General features: G+C 56.3%; 17 protein-coding genes. 4 read left to right on the top strand and 13 right to left on the bottom strand.

The genetic code is table 11. From position 1 onward, the window contains the following. Window positions 1-155 precede the first annotated feature (155 nt). Together QT230_RS09730 and QT230_RS09725 are read right to left on the bottom strand one after the other, a co-directional pair. The gene (locus QT230_RS09730) at window positions 156-3,230 is read right to left on the bottom strand and encodes an efflux RND transporter permease subunit (protein ID WP_308321474.1); all 3,075 of its coding nucleotides are present in this window, start codon (window positions 3,228-3,230) and stop codon (window positions 156-158) included. Then, window positions 3,217-4,377 (bottom strand): efflux RND transporter periplasmic adaptor subunit, encoded by a 1,161-nt coding sequence (locus QT230_RS09725; RefSeq protein ID WP_308321473.1) that lies wholly within the window; start codon window positions 4,375-4,377, stop codon window positions 3,217-3,219. The genes QT230_RS09730 and QT230_RS09725 overlap by 14 nt, the downstream gene beginning before the upstream one ends. A 101-nt stretch (window positions 4,378-4,478) precedes the next feature. Between QT230_RS09725 and QT230_RS09720 the strand changes: the two genes are divergently transcribed. Next, entirely contained in the window at window positions 4,479-5,147 is a 669-nt protein-coding gene (locus QT230_RS09720; RefSeq protein WP_308321472.1) for a TetR/AcrR family transcriptional regulator, read from the top strand. Between the two features lie 13 nt (window positions 5,148-5,160). Here the strand turns inward: QT230_RS09720 and QT230_RS09715 are convergent, their stop codons facing one another. The 10 genes from QT230_RS09715 to ltnD all read right to left on the bottom strand — a co-directional run bounded on the left by QT230_RS09715 (window position 5,161) and on the right by ltnD (window position 15,389). Next, window positions 5,161-6,033: an NAD(P)-dependent oxidoreductase gene (locus QT230_RS09715; protein WP_308321471.1), complete on the bottom strand. Its 873-nt coding sequence runs from the start codon at window positions 6,031-6,033 to the stop codon at window positions 5,161-5,163. 28 nt (window positions 6,034-6,061) lie between these two features. Further along, window positions 6,062-7,519 (bottom strand): aldehyde dehydrogenase family protein, encoded by a 1,458-nt coding sequence (locus QT230_RS09710; RefSeq protein WP_308321470.1) that lies wholly within the window; start codon window positions 7,517-7,519, stop codon window positions 6,062-6,064. 51 nt (window positions 7,520-7,570) lie between these two features. Further along, on the bottom strand, window positions 7,571-8,848 hold the full coding sequence (locus QT230_RS09705) for a TRAP transporter large permease (protein ID WP_215092781.1): 1,278 nt from the start codon (window positions 8,846-8,848) through the stop codon (window positions 7,571-7,573). Continuing rightward, window positions 8,845-9,399: a TRAP transporter small permease gene (locus QT230_RS09700; RefSeq protein ID WP_308321467.1), complete on the bottom strand. Its 555-nt coding sequence runs from the start codon at window positions 9,397-9,399 to the stop codon at window positions 8,845-8,847. The genes QT230_RS09705 and QT230_RS09700 overlap by 4 nt, the downstream gene beginning before the upstream one ends. Before the next feature lie 73 nt (window positions 9,400-9,472). Further along, window positions 9,473-10,492, bottom strand: a complete 1,020-nt coding sequence (locus QT230_RS09695; RefSeq protein ID WP_308321465.1) for a TRAP transporter substrate-binding protein — start codon at window positions 10,490-10,492, stop codon at window positions 9,473-9,475. Between the two features lie 104 nt (window positions 10,493-10,596). Beyond that, window positions 10,597-11,559, bottom strand: coding sequence for a D-erythronate dehydrogenase (gene denD / locus QT230_RS09690; protein WP_308321464.1), 963 nt, complete (start codon window positions 11,557-11,559; stop codon window positions 10,597-10,599). Window positions 11,560-11,621: 62 nt separating this feature from the next. Beyond that, window positions 11,622-12,419 (bottom strand): 2-oxo-tetronate isomerase, encoded by a 798-nt coding sequence (gene otnI / locus QT230_RS09685; RefSeq protein ID WP_308321463.1) that lies wholly within the window; start codon window positions 12,417-12,419, stop codon window positions 11,622-11,624. Between the two features lie 77 nt (window positions 12,420-12,496). After that, complete coding sequence (gene otnC / locus QT230_RS09680; RefSeq protein ID WP_308321462.1) at window positions 12,497-13,156, bottom strand: 3-oxo-tetronate 4-phosphate decarboxylase; 660 nt, start codon at window positions 13,154-13,156, stop codon at window positions 12,497-12,499. Next, on the bottom strand, window positions 13,153-14,451 hold the full coding sequence (otnK, locus tag QT230_RS09675; RefSeq protein ID WP_308321798.1) for a 3-oxo-tetronate kinase: 1,299 nt from the start codon (window positions 14,449-14,451) through the stop codon (window positions 13,153-13,155). The genes otnC and otnK overlap by 4 nt, the downstream gene beginning before the upstream one ends. Window positions 14,452-14,456: 5 nt before the next feature. After that, window positions 14,457-15,389 (bottom strand): L-threonate dehydrogenase, encoded by a 933-nt coding sequence (ltnD, locus tag QT230_RS09670; RefSeq protein ID WP_308321461.1) that lies wholly within the window; start codon window positions 15,387-15,389, stop codon window positions 14,457-14,459. A 185-nt stretch (window positions 15,390-15,574) separates the two neighbouring features. On the opposite strand from ltnD, the gene QT230_RS09665 reads away from it, so the two are divergent. Next, a complete protein-coding gene (locus QT230_RS09665) occupies window positions 15,575-16,639 on the top strand; it encodes a LacI family DNA-binding transcriptional regulator (protein WP_308321460.1) in 1,065 nt (354 codons plus the stop codon). Here QT230_RS09665 and QT230_RS09660 read toward each other — a convergent pair. Continuing rightward, the gene (locus QT230_RS09660) at window positions 16,636-17,541 is read right to left on the bottom strand and encodes a LysR family transcriptional regulator (protein WP_308321459.1); all 906 of its coding nucleotides are present in this window, start codon (window positions 17,539-17,541) and stop codon (window positions 16,636-16,638) included. The genes QT230_RS09665 and QT230_RS09660 overlap by 4 nt on opposite strands. A 110-nt stretch (window positions 17,542-17,651) precedes the next feature. On the opposite strand from QT230_RS09660, the gene QT230_RS09655 reads away from it, so the two are divergent. Then, window positions 17,652-18,290: an NAD(P)-dependent oxidoreductase gene (locus QT230_RS09655; protein ID WP_308321458.1), complete on the top strand. Its 639-nt coding sequence runs from the start codon at window positions 17,652-17,654 to the stop codon at window positions 18,288-18,290. A gap of 382 nt (window positions 18,291-18,672) precedes the next feature. Beyond that, window positions 18,673-19,518 (top strand): alpha/beta hydrolase, encoded by an 846-nt coding sequence (locus QT230_RS09650; protein ID WP_308321457.1) that lies wholly within the window; start codon window positions 18,673-18,675, stop codon window positions 19,516-19,518. Window positions 19,519-19,558 lie beyond the last annotated feature (40 nt).

Below are 19,558 nucleotides of genomic sequence, written 5' to 3'. Positions count from 1 at the left end.
TTAGCTGGATGAAGGGCGTGGTCCACTCGTTTGATCCGACTTTTTAGTGATACGACTGGGTAAATACCTAGGGCCTGCTGATTCTCATCGTCTGTTGCTAAGCACTGATAGATGCTATTTCCTTATCCGGGTAACAGAGTCGAGTGGTCATATTACTACCCCCAAGCAGGCCGCGATATCCACAGCCGATAAAGCGCAGGCGTAAAGACAAACGACACTAGCGTTGCTAAGAGTAGACCAAATCCAATAGTTTGCGCGAAGGGTGGCCAAAGGCCGCCGGAAGCCACCATCAGCGGTATTAAACCGGCAAAGGTAGTGATCGTAGTCGAGACGATATGTCGGCTGGTGGGGCCACTGATCACCGTCAGCATGGCATCAATGTCGCCGCGGCGGGCGGCTTTATCGTCATCAAAGGCAGCAATAATGATAATAGTGGCATTAATTGCCACCCCTACCAGCCCCATGATGCCGACGATAATCACAAAGCCGAACGCATGCCCGCTTAGCAGCAGCGCCACAATACCCATGCCCATTGCTTGAGCTCCAGCGATAAACACAATGGCGGCCCGCCGGAAGGAGTTAAAGGCCAGCACCACGGTGGCCACCATGGCGATGACCAGCAACACCACTGAGGCAAGCAGCTGATTCACGGCTTCATCACGCTCGGCGGCTTCGCCACCGGTCTCAATTCGGTAACCTGGGGGCAGTTGGAATGCACCCGATTCCAACGCCGCCTGAAGCTTAGCATCTAGTTGAGCCATTGAGACCGCCGGAAGAGCGTCGGCCACCAGGTAGCCTTGTACCAACTGCATCCGTTCAGCGTTACGGCGGGTAATCACGCTCCAGGCAGGCGTGAGTGACACCTCTGCCACCGCCGCCAGTGGCAGACCCTCAGTCACCTGGTCGCTGACCAGACGCAGCGCCGCCAGCTGTTCGGCGTTAGTGCGCCACTCATCGGCGTAGCGCACCCGCACTGGTAGTTGCTGCGTGTCCTCCAGCAACATGCCGGCTGATTGTCCCGAGAGCGCCGCCCCCACTTGTTCCGCTAGTCGCTGCGGCGTTAATCCTGCATCACTTAGTGCCGTGTGGTCGATATCAAGGGTTAACCTGGGCAAATCACGCTGCATGCCCGCCCGCACATGGGTGACTTGCGGCAGTTCGTGCATGAGCCCCGCCAATTCAAGCCCCAGCGATGACAGTACCGCTAGATCATCGCCATAGACACGAAGTTCAATTGGGGCTTTAAACGGGGGCCCCTGTTCATACTTGCGCACTACGCTTTGGGCCTGGGGGAACCGCTGATCAAGCGCCTGCTGCAGGGCGGGCACCCGCTCGTTAGTGATCTGTAAAGACGTTGTGTCCACAATCAGATGCACGAACGCTGGGTTGTTATCCTCATTGGTAAGCACGTTATAGTACATCATCGGCGCGCTTTCACCCACAAACGCCGAGACGCGGGTGACGCCCGGCAACTCCCGAATCATGGCCTCGACCTCATGGGCCAGGGCTTCGCTGTTGGCCATACTGCTGGCAGGAGGCAAGCGCACCTCTATATGAAACTGATCGCGGTCTGCGGGTGGGAAAAATGCCACGTCCAGTGTAGGCATCAACGCCATGCCACCCACCGGGATGCACAGAGTGATGATCATCGCGGCCCAGGGATGACGCAGCGCACTGCGTACCGTTCGGCGAAAACCGCGCTTAACCCTATAGCTGATGCCGCTTTCGGTTGGCGCTGGAGGTTTGTCAGCGACCTTGGCTAACAGCATGGGTGACAGGGCCGGCACCAGCAGCAACGAGACCAGATAAGAGCTTACCAGCGCAACCATCACCGCCATGGCCAGGGGCCCTACAAACTCTCCCGCAGGGCCTGGCATCAACACAATCGGCATAAACGCCAGAATGGTGGTTAAGGTACTGGCCAGCAGCGGCACTGCCAAGTGCCGCAGTGTGTCCCGGGTAGCGGCCAGCGCTGAATCGCCTTTCAAAAAACGCTCGCGCAGGGCGTTGGTCATCACAATGGCGTTATCGACCATCAGCCCCAGGGCCACAATAATGCCGGTAATGCTCATCTGGTGGATATCGATACCCAGCGGCTTGAAAAACGCCAGGGTAAGCAGGGCCGTGGCGGGAATCGCCAGTCCCACTGTCACCGCCGAGCGCCAGCCCATGGTCAGGAACAGGATCGCCACCACCAGCACCAGCCCTATCAATAGGCTAACTGCCACGTCACTCAAACGCTGATTGGTGTAACTGGCTTGCTCGAAGACCTCTTCAACCGCGATACCGACCGGTAGCTCGTCGGCAAACGCCGCCAACTGCTGCTGGGCTTGTTCCACCCAGCGATCAATTCGCTGGCCGGGCGCCATACGTGCGCCGACAAACACCGCACGCTCGCCGTTTAGCAGTGCCACCGCAGCTGGGGGGTCTTGTACGCCGCGGCGTAGTTCAGCCAACTCGCCAAGCCTGACGGTTTGCCCCTGACGAGTCGCCACTTCTATATCGCGCAGCCTATCAAGCGCATCGAATTCACCGCTTAGCCCCACCGTTAGCCGGTGGCCGTCGGTAACCACTTCACCAGCGGTACGCCGACCGTCGCTTGCCTCAATGGTGGCTGCTAACTGCCCAACCGAGAGCCCCAAGGCGTTCAGTTCAAGCGGGTTAACGCTCACCTCTACTTGCTCCCCCGCCACGCCGAAGCGGTGGGTATACTCCGTGCCAGGGACGTTTCGAAACGCTGCTTCCAAACGCTCGGCGTAGCGCTCTATCAGTTGGGGATTGGGCGGGGAGTCCAATGTCCAGCGCAGCGCGGCCACGATGCTAAACGCGTAGCCCCGATCATCCAGCAGCTCTGGCGTTTGCACGCCGTCAGGCAGTGTAGGCGCCACGTCGGCCAGCTTGTCACGCACGCGACTCCACACCGGCGTTACATTAGTCACCGCGTCCTCGAGCTCAAGGCTAATCACCGCAATGCCTTGGCGTGAGGTGGATTCCAGCACGTTAATTTCGGCGATGGTGCGTAGCTCATCCTCAATAGGGCGCGCCACCAAGGCTTCGACCTGTTCTGGGGTGGCACCCGGAAAAGGCGCTAGTACGGTCGCCATGCGCGCTACCAAGTGAGGATCCTCCGCACGTGGCAACGTTTGAATGGCCGACAGCCCGGCGACCACAAGAAGGCCCAGCGCGAGCGCTAACAGTCGTCGGTTAAATAACCACTCAAGGCGCTTCATTGGCCACTTCCTCGCTCAACGTGACCTGCTGTCCTGGGGTAATCCGGTGGGTGCCGCTGGTAATCAGCCGCATACCCGGCGCTAGCGTACCGCGCACAAAGGCTTGCTCGCCTTCGCTGTGCAGCAGTTCCACGCTGGCCTGGGCCACACGGTAGTGATCATTTTCTATCGGCTCGGCCACCAATACATTCCACAGGCCACGGTCAGCGGCTTGCAGGGAATCCAACGGCACCCAGTAGCCGCTTGCGGGCTCGGTGATCGTGTAGTGCAGTTCTGCCAAATCGCCGGGAACGGCGCTGCCGGGCTCACCCAGCGATACCACCAGCGTCTGGGTACGGCTGTCGCTGTCAACCTGGGGCAGCCGGGCACGCACCTCTGCGTGGATCGCCTCGCCATTGACACTCAGTTCAACGACCTCGCCTGGGGTAAACGTGGCCGCCAGCGCAGCGGGTAAGCCAAGATGCGCTTCTAACTGCTCAACATCGATAAGATCAAAAGCAGTCGTGCCGCTACTCACCAAACTACCAACACTGACATAGCGCTCGATCACCCGTCCGGTAAAGGGCGCTTTTAATGTGCTGTCATCCAAATCGGCGGTTAGGCTATCGCGCTCGGCAGCCAGCGCCGCAAGTTGAGCCTGAAGGGTTAGCCGATCGGTACGGGCCTGATCCAGTGCGGTACGGCTGGCAAAGTTATTCTGGTGTAGCTGCGCTTCACGCTCCTCCTGGCGCTGGGCGAGGGCGAGGCTGGCACGGGCTTCCTCACTGCGCGCGGCGACCTCCGCCAAGCGGCTCTCTAATCGGCGGGTATTCAGCGTGGCCAGCACATCCCCCTGCCTAACCGCATCGCCTCTGTCTGCGGACACAGCAGTGACCCTTCCTGCGGGTTCGAATGCCAGTGATACCGACTGACGCGCCACCACACGCCCGGTTAAGCGCACATCACGCTGCAACTGTTCGGCTTGTTCCAGGGCCTCGGTCGCCACCTGCAGTAGAGCGTTATCAGCGCCTTGCTGGCGGGCCTGCTGAGCACTGCTGCGCTGGCTGGTCAGGAAAAACACCGCCGCCAGTGTGACACCTATCATCAGCAGCGCCGCCAACGTGCCGCGTAGTCGGTGGCGCCAAGAAGACGCTAATAACCTACCCATAATGACCTCGAAATGGTTTATTCTTGAACGATACCGTTCACTATAATATTTGTACGCGTACGTTCAATATTTATTTACTCGATGGGCACGGATTGCACCAAATGACAGATTCTCAACATACCTCGCCTGAACCAATACGCCGCGCTGGCCGACCTAAAGATATGGCAAAACGGGAGGCCATGATGGATGCGGCGGCGTGTTTGTTTTTTCACCACGGCTTAGAGGGCGTAACGATGGAAGCCGTTGCCCGAGAAGCGGGGGTTTCCAAAGTCACCGTTTACGGCCACTTTGCGACCAAAGAGGCGCTGTTTGGCAGTGTGATCCAGCGCGAAACCGAAACTATCCGCAGGGGGTTGGATAAACTGCCCGACACCCACAGGGCGGTGCGCCAATCGCTGATCGAGGTCGGTTTAAGCCTGGTGCGCTTTTTATTAGAGCCCCATGTGCTGGCGGTTGAACGGGTAATGACCGCCCAGGGCGAGCAGTACCCGGAGCTTCTACGGGCGTATTTCGAGGCAGGCCCCTGGGCCACTAAGCAGTGGTTGCAGGAGAAATTGGAGGGGTTAGCCCAAACCGGGCATTTAACACTTGGCACACCCACGCTTGCCGCCACCCAACTGTGCAGCATGTGGCAGGGCATGCTGGTCACAGAAGTCCGTATGGGCGTGCGCCAACCGCCCTGTGATGAAGAGCTTCACCGCCAGATCAGCAGCGCCGTGGATGTGTTTTTGGCGGCGTATGGGAAGCCCCGCCGAGATAACGACTGCTGAGAGGGTCTCTACCTTAACGCCGCTCTAGCACACCGATTAGCGCGGGTATTGGCAGGCTTTGATCTTCAACCGATTTATACAGGTTGCGAACGGCTTCAGCGATACCTCCCTCTACGGCGAGATCTTCGGTCATCGTGTGGTAGTAACCCAGGTCTTTGCTGGCATTGGCAACGCTAAACTTAAAGCCTGAAGGATCGTTTTCAGCAATATAGGGACGCAGGCGTTCTAACACTACCCCTCCGCCGCCACCGGCCCCCAGCACTTCTAACAGGGCGGTATCGCTAATGCCTGCTTTGCGAGATGCCGCCGTGGCCTCGGCCAAGACCGCCGAAAACCCCAGCGAAACAAAGTTATGCAGCAATTTTAGCGTGTGGCCCGCGCCAACATCGCCCGCATGGGCAATATTTTCGGCAAAGCCTTGTAGTAGCGGCAGCGTTTCATCAAACAGCGCCTTCGGTGCGCCGACGATCAAGTTGAGCCGCCCTTCAGCCGCTTCTTTGGGCGTGCGCGTCATGGCCGCGTCCATAAAGCGCCCGCCCGCTTCGGTGACTCTGGTAGCCACTTTTTCAGTTGAGCTGGGCAATGCTGTAGAGCAGTCCACTACCACACCACCTGCCTTTAATCCTTCCAATACGCCGTTGGGTTCAAACAGCACGGCCTCTACCTGGGGTGAGCCGGTGACGCACAGAATCACTACTTCAGCGTTTTGCGCTACTTCTCGCCCCGAACTTAGCATGGTGGCACCGGCTTCCAGCAAGTCATCCACCGGCTGATTGCCTGGGTGCTCAAGAAAGCTGATCTGATGGCCTGCGCGGAGCAGACTGCTGGCAATCCCATGGCCCATTAGGCCCACACCGACGATGCCTACCTGGCGTGATGTTGTCATTGTTATCTCCTTACAAGTGAAGCACTCGTTAATGTTTAATCGCGACAGTTTTAATCCGTGTGTAGCTACGCAGCCCTTCAAAGCCCTTCTCACGGCCATGACCGGAGCGGCCAACGCCACCGAAAGGTAACTCAACACCACCGGCGGCGCCGTAGTTGTTAATAAATACCTGGCCACTGCGAATACCTTTGGCTAGGCGTAGCTGACGCCCGCCATCCCGCGTCCAGACACCTGCACATAGACCAAAATCAGTGGCATTGGCGAGGGCAAGCGCTTCGGCCTCATCATCAAACACCTGCACTACTAGCACCGGACCAAATAGCTCTTCGCGCAGCACTTCATGGCCTTCAGGAATATCGATCAACAGCTGGGGCAACACAAAATGACCGCCAGCCGGTGCGCTCGGCGCTAATTGGCCTTTTGCCGCCACGCGGATACCATCGGCTTCGGCGGTCGTCAGGCGCGCTTCCAGCTTGGCTTTTTGACGCGCATTGATCAGCGGGCCACAGTCCGCATCCGCTTCCCCCGCATCACAGCGCAGAGCGGCGAAGCGCTCGCAAAGATTCGCTACCACGCTATCTGCGATGTCACGTTGAACCAGCAGGCGGCTGCCAGCTGAACAGGTCTGCCCGGCGTTCTGAATAATCCCGCGCACCACTGCAGGAAGCGCAGCGTCGAGATCCGCATCGGCAAATACAAGTTGGGGGGATTTGCCTCCCAATTCCAACGTAACCGGCACATGGTGCTGCGCGGCGGCTTGGGCAACGTGGGTGCCGGTTTCCGGGGAGCCGGTAAACGAGAGATGGTCAATGTTGGGATGGGCAGCAAGCGCGGCGCCTGCTTCATAGCCAAGCCCTGGCACCACATTAAGTGCCCCGGCAGGCAGGCCATGACCCACGGCCAGTTCCGCCAAACGCAGCACGCTCAAGCAGGCATCTTCGGCGGGTTTTAGCACGATGGTATTGCCTGCCGCTAATGCCGCTGCCACACAGCGGCCAAATATCTGGGAAGGATAATTCCAGGGAATAATTTGCGCGCATACGCCGTAGGGTTCGCGCAGGGTCATCACGGCGAAGTCGTTTTCAAAGGGAATGGTCTCACCGTGGAGCTTATCCGCCGCGCCGCCGTAAAAGCGGAAGTAGCGGGCGCAGGCGGCAATATCGCCTTTGGCCTGGGTCATCGGCTTACCGGTATCTCCACACTCAAGCTGTGCCAGATGTTCATGATGCGCTTCGATCACCTCGGCAAAGCGCAGCAGCCATTCGCTGCGCTGCCGCGCAGACCAGCGTGCCCATTCACCTAGCTGACCGGAAAATGCCTGGCGTGCTGCCTTTACCGCTGCATCAACGTCTTCTGCCTGACTGCGCGCAATACGCGCCAGGGGTTCTCCCGTGGCAGGAGCCTCTATCTGTAGGGTAGCGGCCGTTTCTACCCACTCACCACCGATCAGTGCTTGCTGCGGTGGCAAGGCCATTGAATACGACATTTAACGCTCCTTTTATTGTCATTGTTGAGTTCACTTAACATAACGACTTTTCTAACCATAGAAAGTATTCACCAGTCCCATGGAGATCCAAGGCATATAGGTAATCGCCATCAAACACGCGAGTACGACCAGCACAAAGCGCACCAACCATGGCAGCATTTGATCAATCGATATTTTGGCGACGGCACAGGCAGCAAACAGATTCACGCCCAGCGGCGGGGTAATCATGCCAAGCGCCAAGTTGACCACCATGACTAAGCCGAAGTGGACGGGGTGAATACCAAACTGAATGGCTATCGGCGTGAGGATCGGTGCCAGTACCAAAATAGCAGCGGACGTTTCTATAAACATACCGACGATCAGCAGCAACGCATTGACCACCAACAAAAACATCATGGGGTCATTGATAGTGTTGGTGACCAAGATGGCGATTTGCGCAGGCAGCCCTGTGCGGCTGAGCAGAAAGCTAAACAGCGAGGCGGCAGCAATAATCAACATAACGGCGGCGGTGGAAATCACGCTCTGGCGCAAAATCGGCCACATGTCATCCAGCTTCAGCTCGCGATAGTAGAAACCGCCCACAATCAGAGCAAAAAATACCGCCACAGCGGAAGCTTCGGTGGGGGTAAATATCCCGCCATAGATACCGCCGATAACCACCACAGGCATCAACATCGCCACCCAGGCACGCTTTACCGAGACCATAAAGCCGGTGCTGTCTTTGTAGTCGTCTTTGCCGTAGCCGCGAACTTTGCAGAACAGATAGAGAAAGATAATCAGCGCGCTGCCAATCAATATGCCAGGGCCAATACCGGCGAGGAACAGCTGGCCGATGGAGGTATCGGTACTCACGCCATACAGGATCAGTGGGATCGATGGCGGGATAAGTACACCCAACTCCGCTGAAGACGCCTGTATAGAGGCTGCCAAGGGCTTGGGGTAGCCATGTTTTACCATCGCCGGAATCAAAATGGCGCCGATTGCAAAGGTAGTCGCCACACTGGAGCCTGACACCGCCGCAAACATCATGCAGGTCAGCACGCAGGACATAGCTAGCCCGCCCTGCACGCGCCCAACGATGGATTTTGCCAAGTCCACCAATCGCTGTGAGATCCCCCCGGCGGCCATCAGGTTGCCGGCAAGAATAAAAAATGGAATCGCCATCAGCGGAAATTTATCGATACCGATAAACATCTGCTGTGGCACCAACAGCAGCGGCAGGCGGGTAAAGAATTCGATGCCGATAATCGATGCGAGAATAATCGAGATCGCGATCGGTACGCCGAAGGTGAATAGAATGATCAGCGATAGGCCAATAACCATATTCATGGCTGTGACCCTCCTTTCGGCAGTTGCCCATCCTGAGCCTCTGTCGTTATTTCGCTATTCTCCGGCCCCACTTTCTCTCGACCGCTAAGCTGCGCCAGTAATCGCGCAATCACCGCCACAATGGCAAAAAACGACCCTGTCGGTATCGCCGCATACGCCCATGCCATCGAAATATTCATCCCGGACATGGTTTGATTGCTCACCCGCATGGTCATTTGAATGCCGTAATGGATCAGTACGCCGAGAACCAGCAGGCTGCAGAGCACAATCGCTATTTCGAGTAGCGTTATAAAACGTGCTGGAACGACTTTATAAACGACCTCTACTGCCATCATATAGCCGCCTCGAAAGGTGGCAGCCGCCGCCATAAACACGCACCAGATCATCGCCGCTCGGGAAGCAACTTCCGTCCAGGTAGAGGGGGCGTTAAACACAAAGCGGGTGAGTACCTGATAAAAACTGAGCGTCACCGATATCGCCAACATCGCCACGGCGATCAGCATCGCGAGCCGGGTTAACTGACGCTCAAAACGAAGAAGTACCGCTAGCATAAGAGATCACCATGCCAAAGCGGCCTCCGGCACTTACGGAGGCCGAGGAAGGGAAAGCGCTCGACAGTGTTGGTTAACAACTGCTGGCCTGTTCCTGAACACGCTCCAGCATTTCCGTGCCGTACTCAGAGGTAAATATCTCGTAGGCGGGCTGAACCGCTTCCTGGAAAGGTGCGACATCAATATCAGTTTTTACCGTCATGCCGTTCTCTTCCAGCAGTGCTACGCCTTCTCGCTCCAAACGCGATACCTCTTCACGGGTCGCTTTTGCAGACGCTGCAGCGGCTTCCATAAACCAGCCTCGCTCTTCATCGCTTAAGCCGTCCAGCAAAATGGGCGAGCCCAGTACGATAGCCGGAGAGTAGACATGCCCAGTGAGAGAGAGGTAGTCCTGCACTTCCCAGAAGTTGGTCGCTACGATGACGGTGATAGGATTTTCCTGGCCATCAACAGTACCCTGCTGGAGCGCGGTGAACAGCTCAGGGAAAGCCATAGGGGTAGGACGCGCGCCCATCTGACGGAATGCCTCCTGATGCACCGCGTTCTCCATGGTGCGTACGCGCAGACCTTCGGCATCGGCTGGCGTGGCGATCTCCCGCTGGCTGTTGGTCAGATGGCGAAAGCCATTTTCAGACCACGCTAAACCCACCAAGTCGTGCTCACCCATTTTTTCCAGCAGTTCATCGCCAAGCTCACTGTCGAGCACACAGCGCGCCTGATCGTAGTTTTCAAACAGGAAAGGCAGGTCAAGCACATAGCTTTCGGGTACAAAGTTACCCAGCGGGCCCGTCGAGGTAATCACCACGTCGACCGTGCCAATCTGTAAGCCTTCGATCATCTCCCGCTCGCCACCGAGTGATCCCGAGGTGTGCTCGGTCACGGTAAACTCACCGTCGGACAGGCGCTCAAGCGTTTCCTTAAACGCATCAGCGCCCACCGAGTAGTGAGAGGTAGACGAGAGGGTATGGCCCAAGTTCACTTCCGTGGCCGCCTGGGCTTGGAGCGCGATACCAACGGTAGCGATACCGCTAATCGCTGCCACCAGGGCATGGCGTGTCAGTGTCGGTGGTGTTGTAAAGCGTTGCTTAGTCATTGAAGTGCCCTCTTTATATTGTTGTGAGGGTGGGTAGTGAAGCGACACACGCTATAGGTAGCATCGCTCCATGCTGTTGCCTGCCGCGTAAGGCAGGGCGGAACTTATGACGGCTCAGTCACAAACGCATCGATAATCTGTTTGAAGTTGTCATCACCCACAAAGCCGAGCTGCTTGGCTTTTGTGGTTTCAAATTGAGCAGGCCAGCTAGCCACAATGGCTTCGATGCGTGGGTCGGGCTCATGACGCACCCGCGCAAGCGCTTTCTCTCCCGCGACTTCACGCAGCGCTTCCAGCATGTCAGCTACCGTGACGGTAATGCCCGGCAGCATGAAGGCTCGAAAAGGTGCCAATACCTCACTTGGCACTTCCGCGCCATGGATCAGCGCATCCACCACTTTACCCGGCGACATCACAAACATCGGAAGCCCTACCGGCACCGGGCAAATCGCTTCTTCGCCATTTAACGGTTCACGCAAAATACTGGAAGCAAAACTGGACGCAGCGGCGTTAGGTCGACCAGGGCGAATAACAATGGTCGGTAATCGCAGCACCAGGCCGTCTACCAATCCGCGGCGGCTGTAATCGTTAATAAGCAGCTCGCACATGGCCTTTTGGGCACCATAAGAATTCTGTGGATGAAGCGCCGTCATATCATCCAGTACCTCCGGCAACTCGCCGCCGTAGGCCGCCACCGAGCTGGCCATAATCAAGCGGGTATCGGACAGTGACTGCTCCCGGCAGCCTTCCAGCAGCGCCCGAGTCGCATCAAAATTCACCCGCATGCCCAGCTCTAAATCGGCTTCCGCGGCAGAGCTGACCACCGCGGCCAAGTGATAAATAACGTCCGGGCGTTGCTTCAATACGCTATCCAGTGTGCCGGGGTCGGTAATATCCAGCGCTATTGATGTCACAGCCACGTTTCCTGCTGCGGGCTGCGGTGCTTCCACCTGGTCAATCAGCGTTAGCCGTGTGATGGCCTTCTGACAAAGCTCGCCTTTCGCAAGCAGCTGCTGCACTAAGCGCTGACCTAGAAAACCGGCCGCGCCGGTGATGGCTATATGCATTTCTTGCTCCTATGCGCTGTTGTTATTGTTTATTCAGCTATTGTTTATTCAATGTAGCCAGCTCACTGAGGGGTTAGCCCCCAGGCGGTGCCCCAGCCCAAACCGGCTCGAGTCTCTGCCTTGGGGCGATACTCACAGCCGATCCAGCCGCTATACCCCAGCTCGCTTAGGCGTTCAAAAATGGCGGGATAATGCACTTCACCCACATTAGGCTCGTGGCGCTCGGGCACGCCCGCGATTTGAATATGGCCAATGCTGCTGAACTGGCGCTCAAGGTGGCGAATCAAGTCGCCGTCCATCATTTGACAGTGGTAAAGATCAAATTGGAGCTTCAGGTTTTCCGCGCTGACTTCTTCCAATACCGCCATGGCTTGGGCTTGGCGGGACAAAAAGAAGCCTGGCATATCATGAGTATTGATTGGCTCAATCAATACTTCTCGGCCCGCTTTGGCCGCTTCACTCGCCGCAAAACGGAGATTGCGGGTGTAGGTCGCATGGTGGTCAGCCTGGGTCGCCGCATCGGCGCCTTCCGGGAGCAGCCCGGCCATGGCATGCACGCGGGAGCAGTTGAGCACCTCGGCGTAACGCAGCGCCTCGATTACCGAGTCACGAAATTCCCCTTCCCGGCCTGGCAGGCTCGCTAAGCCTCGTTCACCAGCCTCCCAATCCCCCGGGGGCAGGTTAAACAGCACCTGCTCCAACTGCGATTCTTGCAGTGCTTGGCGCAGCTCTTCTGGGGAGAACGCATAAGGAAATAGGTACTCAACACCTTTAAAGCCCGCACGCGCAGCCGCGGCAAAGCGATCCATAAAGGCGTGCTCGTTAAACAGCATGCTGAGGTTGGCGGCTAATCGAATCATCGTGGGCTCTTTTTATGAATTGCATTGTTTTTGGTCAAAACGGTGCTGGTCAAAACAGTGCTGGTCAAAAAGTGTCATTAATCACGTGGAAAACGCGCTTCCAGCTCGGCGACTTGTTCTGGCGTTAGCCCACGGGGATTCTCGCCACGCAACAACAGATAAAGCTTAGCGGTCTCTTCAAGTTCTTCAGTGGCATACACCGCCGCTTCGAGATTTTTCCCCGCCACCACCGGGCCGTGGTTGGCCAGCAGTACCGCGCTGTGTTTGCCGGCCAAGCCTCGCACCGCATCGCCCAGCTTGGGGTCGCCGGGTATGTGATAGGGAATCAGCGGTAGCTTGCCTACCCTCATCACGTAGTAGGCGGTCAGCGGAGGAATACAGTCGCAAGGGTCAACACCTGGCAAACAGGACACCGCTACCGAATGGGTAGAGTGCAGGTGCACGATAGCTCCAGATTGCGGACGCTCCTCGTACATGGCCATATGCAGAAACTGCTCTTTGGTGGGCTGGTCACCGCTTAGCAGTTGGCCGTGTTGATCCAGATGGGAGATCCGCACTGGATCCAGCCTGCCCAGACAGGCATTGGTCGGGGTCATCAGCCAGCCGCCATCTTCCAAGCGCACGCTGATATTGCCGCTGGAGCCCATGGTTAGACCGCGATCAAACAATGATTTGCCGAGCGTACTGATCTGCTCCCGCAGGCTGTTCTGGTGATGATGACGAAGATGAACGCTCATGCCAGCACCTCAAACGCGCGGGTGAAGAAATCCACACCTCCAAAATTGCCGGACTTTAGCGCCAGCGATAGCGGCGCCTCACGGCCCGCCAACGGGGCTTGAGTCCAGGGCACGCCGGGGTCAATCTGCTCGCCGATGCGTAGGGTGGTAATACCTAACGCCGAGACCACTGCGCCTGAGGTTTCGCCGCCAGCCACCAACAAGCGACCCACGCCTTCGTTGACCAAAGCAACCGCCAGTTGGCTCATTGTTTCTTCAACCAGTGCGCCCGCGCGCGCAACGCCCAAGGCTTGCTGGGCGGCGCAGACCTTGTCTGGATCGGCCGAGGCGTAAATCAATACCGGCGAGTTGCTAGATAGGCGCTCTCGGGCAAAGACCAGCGCTTGCTCCTGCTGCTTGTCTCCTTCACTAAGCGATAACGGATCCAGGGCAAAGCCACCGTCAGGATGTTTGTCCAAAAAATCCGCCACCTGAGCGAGCGTGGCGCGGGAACAGCTACCAGAGAGTACCAGCGCACTGCCAGAAGCAGGGGCTAAACGACCTGGTTGCGTAATTGTCTCTAACCAGCCCTGCTTGCGATACTGAGCAGGCAGCGCCTGCCCCAGACCAGAGCCGCCGGTGACCAAGGGCATCAAAACGGTCGCATCAGCTAGGACGTCTAGATCCTGCTCATCCAAGGTGTCGCAAATCACATGGCGAACTCCCTGCTCTGCCAGCGTAGATAAATGCGCACGGGTAGCGTCTGCTCCTTGGGCCAGCATGGCACGATTGGCCAAGCCCACCGGGTGCGGCGTTTGGCGGGAGAGTACGCGCACTAAGTCTGCGTCTTGCATGGGGTTTAATGGATGGTGCTGCATCCCGCAGTCGTTAAGCAGACGGTCACCGACGAACAAGTGGCCCTGGTACACCGTGCGGCCATTTACTGGAAAGGCGGGCACCATCACGGTTTGATTAGCGCCGAGGGCTTCCAGTAGAGCATCGGCCACCGGGCCGATATTGCCCTGGTCGGTGGAGTCAAAGGTGGAGCAGTACTTAAAGCACAGCTGTCGTGCGCCTTGTTGACGAAGCCACTCAAGCGCGGCGAGGGAGTCCGCCACGGCCTCATCCGCCGGACAGGATCGAGATTTAAGCGCCACGACCACCGCGTCGATATTGTTGAGGTCGACCTCTTGCGAGGGAACGCCAATCACCTGTAGGCAGCGCATACCCCCACGCACCAGGTTATTGGCGAGATCAGTGGCCCCCGTGAAGTCGTCAGCAATGGCGCCTAAGACGATTTTCGCTCCCACCCCCATGCGCATCAGACTTCCTCGGCATCGTTGGCCGCTTCGGGCAGCGTGATGCCGGATAGCCGCTGGTAGACTTTGATGACCGCCGAGTCATCTTCACGGCCAAAACCCGCGCCGCTGGCAGCGGTAAATTGCTGCAGAGCGCTTGAAGCAACGGGCGTTGCCAGCGCCAGCTCACGACCGGTTTGATGCACGATATTGAGATCTTTGACGAAGATATCCACCGCCGAAAGCGGCGTATAGTCGCCACTCAGAATATGCGGCACGCGGTTCTCAAACATCCAGGAGTTACCCGCCGAGTGGGTAATCACCTCATAAATAACCTCGGGGTCGAGCCCCATGCGAATGCCCAGCGCCATCGCTTCGGCAGCAGTGGCAATATGTACCCCTGCCAGTAGCTGGTTGACCAGCTTCATGCTTGAACCGACGCCTGGAGTATCGCCAAGGCGGTAAACCTTGGCAGCCATGGTATCGAGAACTACTTCGGCGTAGGTGAATACCTCCTCTGCCCCTGACGCCATCACCGATAGCTCACCACTTTTGGCTTTGGCAGCACCGCCGCTAATGGGCGCATCCAAAAACATCACCCCTTCTGCCGCCACACGCTCGCCAAACTGTTTCGCCTGACTGGGCGCCACCGTGGCGCACTGCACGATCAAGCTGCCCTGGGCCAAGTGGCTCACCACACCCTGCTCGCCGAACAGCACTTGCTCAACCTGCCCCCCGTTTACGACGACCACCAGCACAATATGGCAGTGAGCAAGCTCAGCAGGAGTCGCTACGCTTTGGCCCCCTGCTGCCGTAAAAGCCTCTCTGGCCGCAGCGGAGATATCGCAACCTGTTACGTTCAGCCCTTGTTGGAGCAAGTTGGTTGCGGTGCCCATGCCCATAGCACCCAAACCAATGACACCTACTTGAAGTGATTGCTTATCGTGTTGACTCACCCGCCGACACCTCGCTGTTGTTGTGTTTGTTGCTATTTCACGGTGCTTCGCTGTTTCTTCTTTCACTCATCGCCACCAGAGCTTATCGCCACCAGCGCAGTGGTAGCGCTGTCATGATAGCGCTACCATTCGTTTTAGATTACTGTTTGCGTAACGACAAGTTGAAAATCAGGATCGTGCGACCAATGTCTAAAGACTCGCCTAGCAAAGTTTCTCCCAACGCTGACTCTCCCAGCACTACCAGGCAGCGCCGAAGCTCGGATCAGGTCACGCTCAGCCAAGTGGCCCAAGCGGCAGGGGTTTCACCGATTACCGCATCTCGAGCCCTGAACTACCCTGATAAGGTCAGCGATAGTGCACGCCTGAGTGTTCTACAAGCCGTAGAGCAGTTAGGCTACGTACCCAACCTAGTGGCCGGTAGCCTGGCCTCTTCCCGCTCGCGGCTGATAGCGGTGATTGTGCCGTCACTGATCAACAGCGTGTTTGTTGAGGTCATTAAAGGCCTGCAGGAAACACTCGAAGCTGAGGGTTACCAGATACTGCTGGGTAATACCGACTACGATTTAGACCGAGAGTATCAATTGGTGCGCACTTTTCTGGGCTGGTCATGCTCTGCACTGGTCACCGCTGGACTGCGCCATAACAAGGCCTGCCATACGCTGCTGGCGAACTGGGATCACCCCATTATGGAGGTAATGGAGCTTGGCAAAGGCATGGATCTTAACGTTGGGCTGGATCACGTGGCGGCAGGCCGCTGCATGGCCAGCCATCTTATCGACAAAGGCTACCGTCATATTGTTTATGTGGGCGCACGGCTCTCGCAGGATTATCGCGCCCGCATGCGCTTTGATGGGCATCAATCGGTGCTAAAGGAGGAAGGGCTCGACGCCCCACTACTGGAACTAGACACCCTGGGCAGCCTGCAGGCGGGCGCGGAAGGGCTTACCCAAGTATTAGCTCAATACCCTCACACCCAAGCCATTCACTTTGCCAACGACGACTTGGCGGCAGGCGCCCTGCTGGCCGCTCAACGCCAAGGGCTCAATGTACCGAAAGATATCGCCATTGCGGGGTTTAACGGACTCCCCCTTGGTCAACATGTGACGCCGCAGCTCACGACTATTCTCTCCCCCAGAGAGGAGATGGGACGCCTCGCTGCCAAAGAGCTCATCCGCCGGCTAAGCGGTAAAAACGTCTACCGTCGCCAACACGATGTAGGTTTTACGCTGCAAGCTGGCGGCAGTACTTAAGTTCTACCTGCTAACCAAGCGTCAAAGAAGGTCATAAACGCACGCGCTTTAGCGGTCACGTGCCGCCCTGGCGGATATACCGCATAAACACCGCCTTCGGGCAGTGCCCACTCGTCAAGCACGCGTACTAAACGTCCAGCGGCTATCTCCGGTGCCGCGGTAATATCCGGCAATACTGAGAGACCACCACCAGCGACCATCAGCGCGACTAAACTCACCGTTGAGTTGGCTGCCAACCCCGCGCTCATTTGCACCTCGTACCGCTCATCGCGTCGCTGGAAAGTCCAGGTTAACGGTGCTTTTAACGGCGTAAAGGCAATCCAATCGTGCGCTTCCAGCGCCTTGGGGTGCGAGGGTGTGCCGTGGCGTTTCAAGTAATCAGGCGCAGCCACCACTTGCTGCTGAAAAGCGCCTAGCCGACGGGCGCGCAGCGTGGAGTCTTTTAACCAGCCTAAACGAAACGCTAAATCGATACCGTCCTGCACCATATCGCTTATCTGATCGCCGCTACGTAGCTCTATATGCAGCGCCGGGTACAAGCGACTAAACGCCACCACCGCTTCGCTCAACACCCCGGAAGCGTAATCTTCGGGGGCCGTGATACGCAGCTCACCATGCAACTGTTGGGTGTCACTAACTGCACTGGCAAGCGCCCCCTGTAGATCTGTTAACAGCGGGTGACATTGATGATAAAGCGCCTCGCCGGCCTGGGTAAGTTGGACCCGCCGCGTGGTGCGAAGGAACAGCGTTACCCCTAGTCGCGTCTCCAACTGGCGAATTTGCAGGCTTACCCGGGTTTTCGTGCAGCCTAGACGCTCCGCCGCCTTGGTAAAGCTACCTGCCTCCACCAGGGCGATAAAGATCGGCAAACCGTTTAGGTCGAACTCGCTAGCGGTGGTCATTTAACGCCCTATTGTTATGAAATCGACAACAGTAAATTACGTTAATCGCTATTTTTCAAATCAATAACGCGTACGACAATGCAGCGACTACCCACTGAAGGAGTACTACGATGAAGATTGCACTGATTGGCGCCAGCGGATTTATTGGCTCCGCCCTGTTAACCGAGGCACTCTCCCGCGGTCATCACGTGACGGCGTTAGTGACTCGCCCTGAACGAGTGGCACCACAGAAGAATGTCACTATCGTTAAAGCCGATGTATTAAATACTGATGAACTCGCCGGGCAGCTTCGCGGTTTTGAAGCTGTTATCAGTGCCTTTAGCGGCCATGCCCAAGAGGACGTTTACAGCTACTATCTCAAAGGCTTTAACTCGATTTTGGCCGCCACTCAACACGCGTCTGTGCCTAGATTGTTGTTAGTGGGTGGCGCAGCCACACTCGAAGTAGCACCGGGTAAGCTTTTGTTAGATGCATCGGGGTTCCCAGCAGAATACCGGGCTACCGCGGAAGGGGCGAAAACGGCCCTTGAAACACTGCGCGGGCAAACGGCTCAAGCGTGGACGTTTCTCTCCCCCGCTGCTGAGATTTTCCCCGGCGAACGCACGGGCAGTTTCCGGATTGGCGGCGATACACTGTTGACCGATAGCGAAGGCAATAGCCGTATTTCCGTACAGGATTACGCCATCGCCATGATTGATGAGTTGGAAAACCCACGCCATATCAATCAGCGTTTCTGCGTCGCGTACTGAGCCAGTTCCCATAACCCCCTCACCTGAGATAGGAGAGGGGGTTATCTTTAATTCCCCGTAACATTCATCATGTCATATTTAACTACGCAAATTAATTAAAACACTACCCGACTACACATTACTTAACAGCTGCGTATTAAAAAGTTACTTACAAGTAATTCCTTACATAGAAACAGCGAATCTCCTACAAATACCATCAGCAATATCCTACATACACAGCCGCCAATACTTTCAACAATCATGTAGACATAAATAAAGAAATACTAAAAAAACTTGCACATTTGTGACAGCTAATGAACTTGATAGGTTCAGAATCAATTACTCAGACATGCACGCGCATAGAGCTCGCATTAACTGACCCAATTACTGCAAGGAAAAGATCATGAAAGCCCAAACCGAACTCGTTGAGATAGGCAATCATTGCGTGCATGTAGAAATCTATCAACAGCCACAAAATACTGAAAGTATTATTATGGTTAACGGCGCGCTAGCCACCACGGCCTCTTTTACCAATTGCGTCAAATACTTGAGTGACGGCTTAAACGTTATCCTGTTTGATTTGCCTTTTGCTGGGCAGTCAAAACCGTATAACCCTGTGGGTGGTATCATTACCAAGGAGGATGAAGTCAATATCCTCCTAGCTCTGATTGAACGTTACCAACCAACGTCGCTACTTTCCGTTTCTTGGGGAGGTTATGCCGCCATGAGGGCGTTGGCGCAATCCCCCACCTCTATTAAAAGAGCAGTGCTAGCCTCATTTTCTACTCAGCTTAACGACGGTATGCTGCGCTATATCAATGGTGCACGCCATTATATTCAGATTGGCGATGTCAAAACCGCTGCTAATCTGCTTAATGACGAAGTGGGAAAATACTTACCCCGCTTATTAAAATATATCAATTACCGGCATCTCTCGCGGTTAGATGACCAAGAGCTTCAACAGGTTTGCTTTCATATTGAACAGATACTCTCCATGAACGACACCGACTACGAGCAGCTACTGGGTAATATTGAGATACCGACGCTGTTCGTGAATGGCAAATTGGATGAGTATACAACGCCGGAAGACATCCTAATCGCCGACGACTATATGCCAAAATGCGAGTTCGAAGTCGTGCCCAACGCAGGGCATTTTCTTGACCTTGAGCATGCTGATGCACGGCAGAGAATGGAGAAAATCCTGCGTGGTTTCTTGATTCCTGGTGAGCTTGAAAGGCAGGTTGCCTAATCCAAGACGGTGGATGACTGCCACTGTTCTTCAACAACAC

This window comes from Halomonas sp. SpR8 (assembly GCF_031010195.1).
Taxonomy (GTDB): Bacteria; Pseudomonadota; Gammaproteobacteria; order Pseudomonadales; family Halomonadaceae; genus Vreelandella.
Note: the sequence above shows the minus strand (reverse complement) of the source record. Positions and strands in the feature narration are given on the sequence as shown.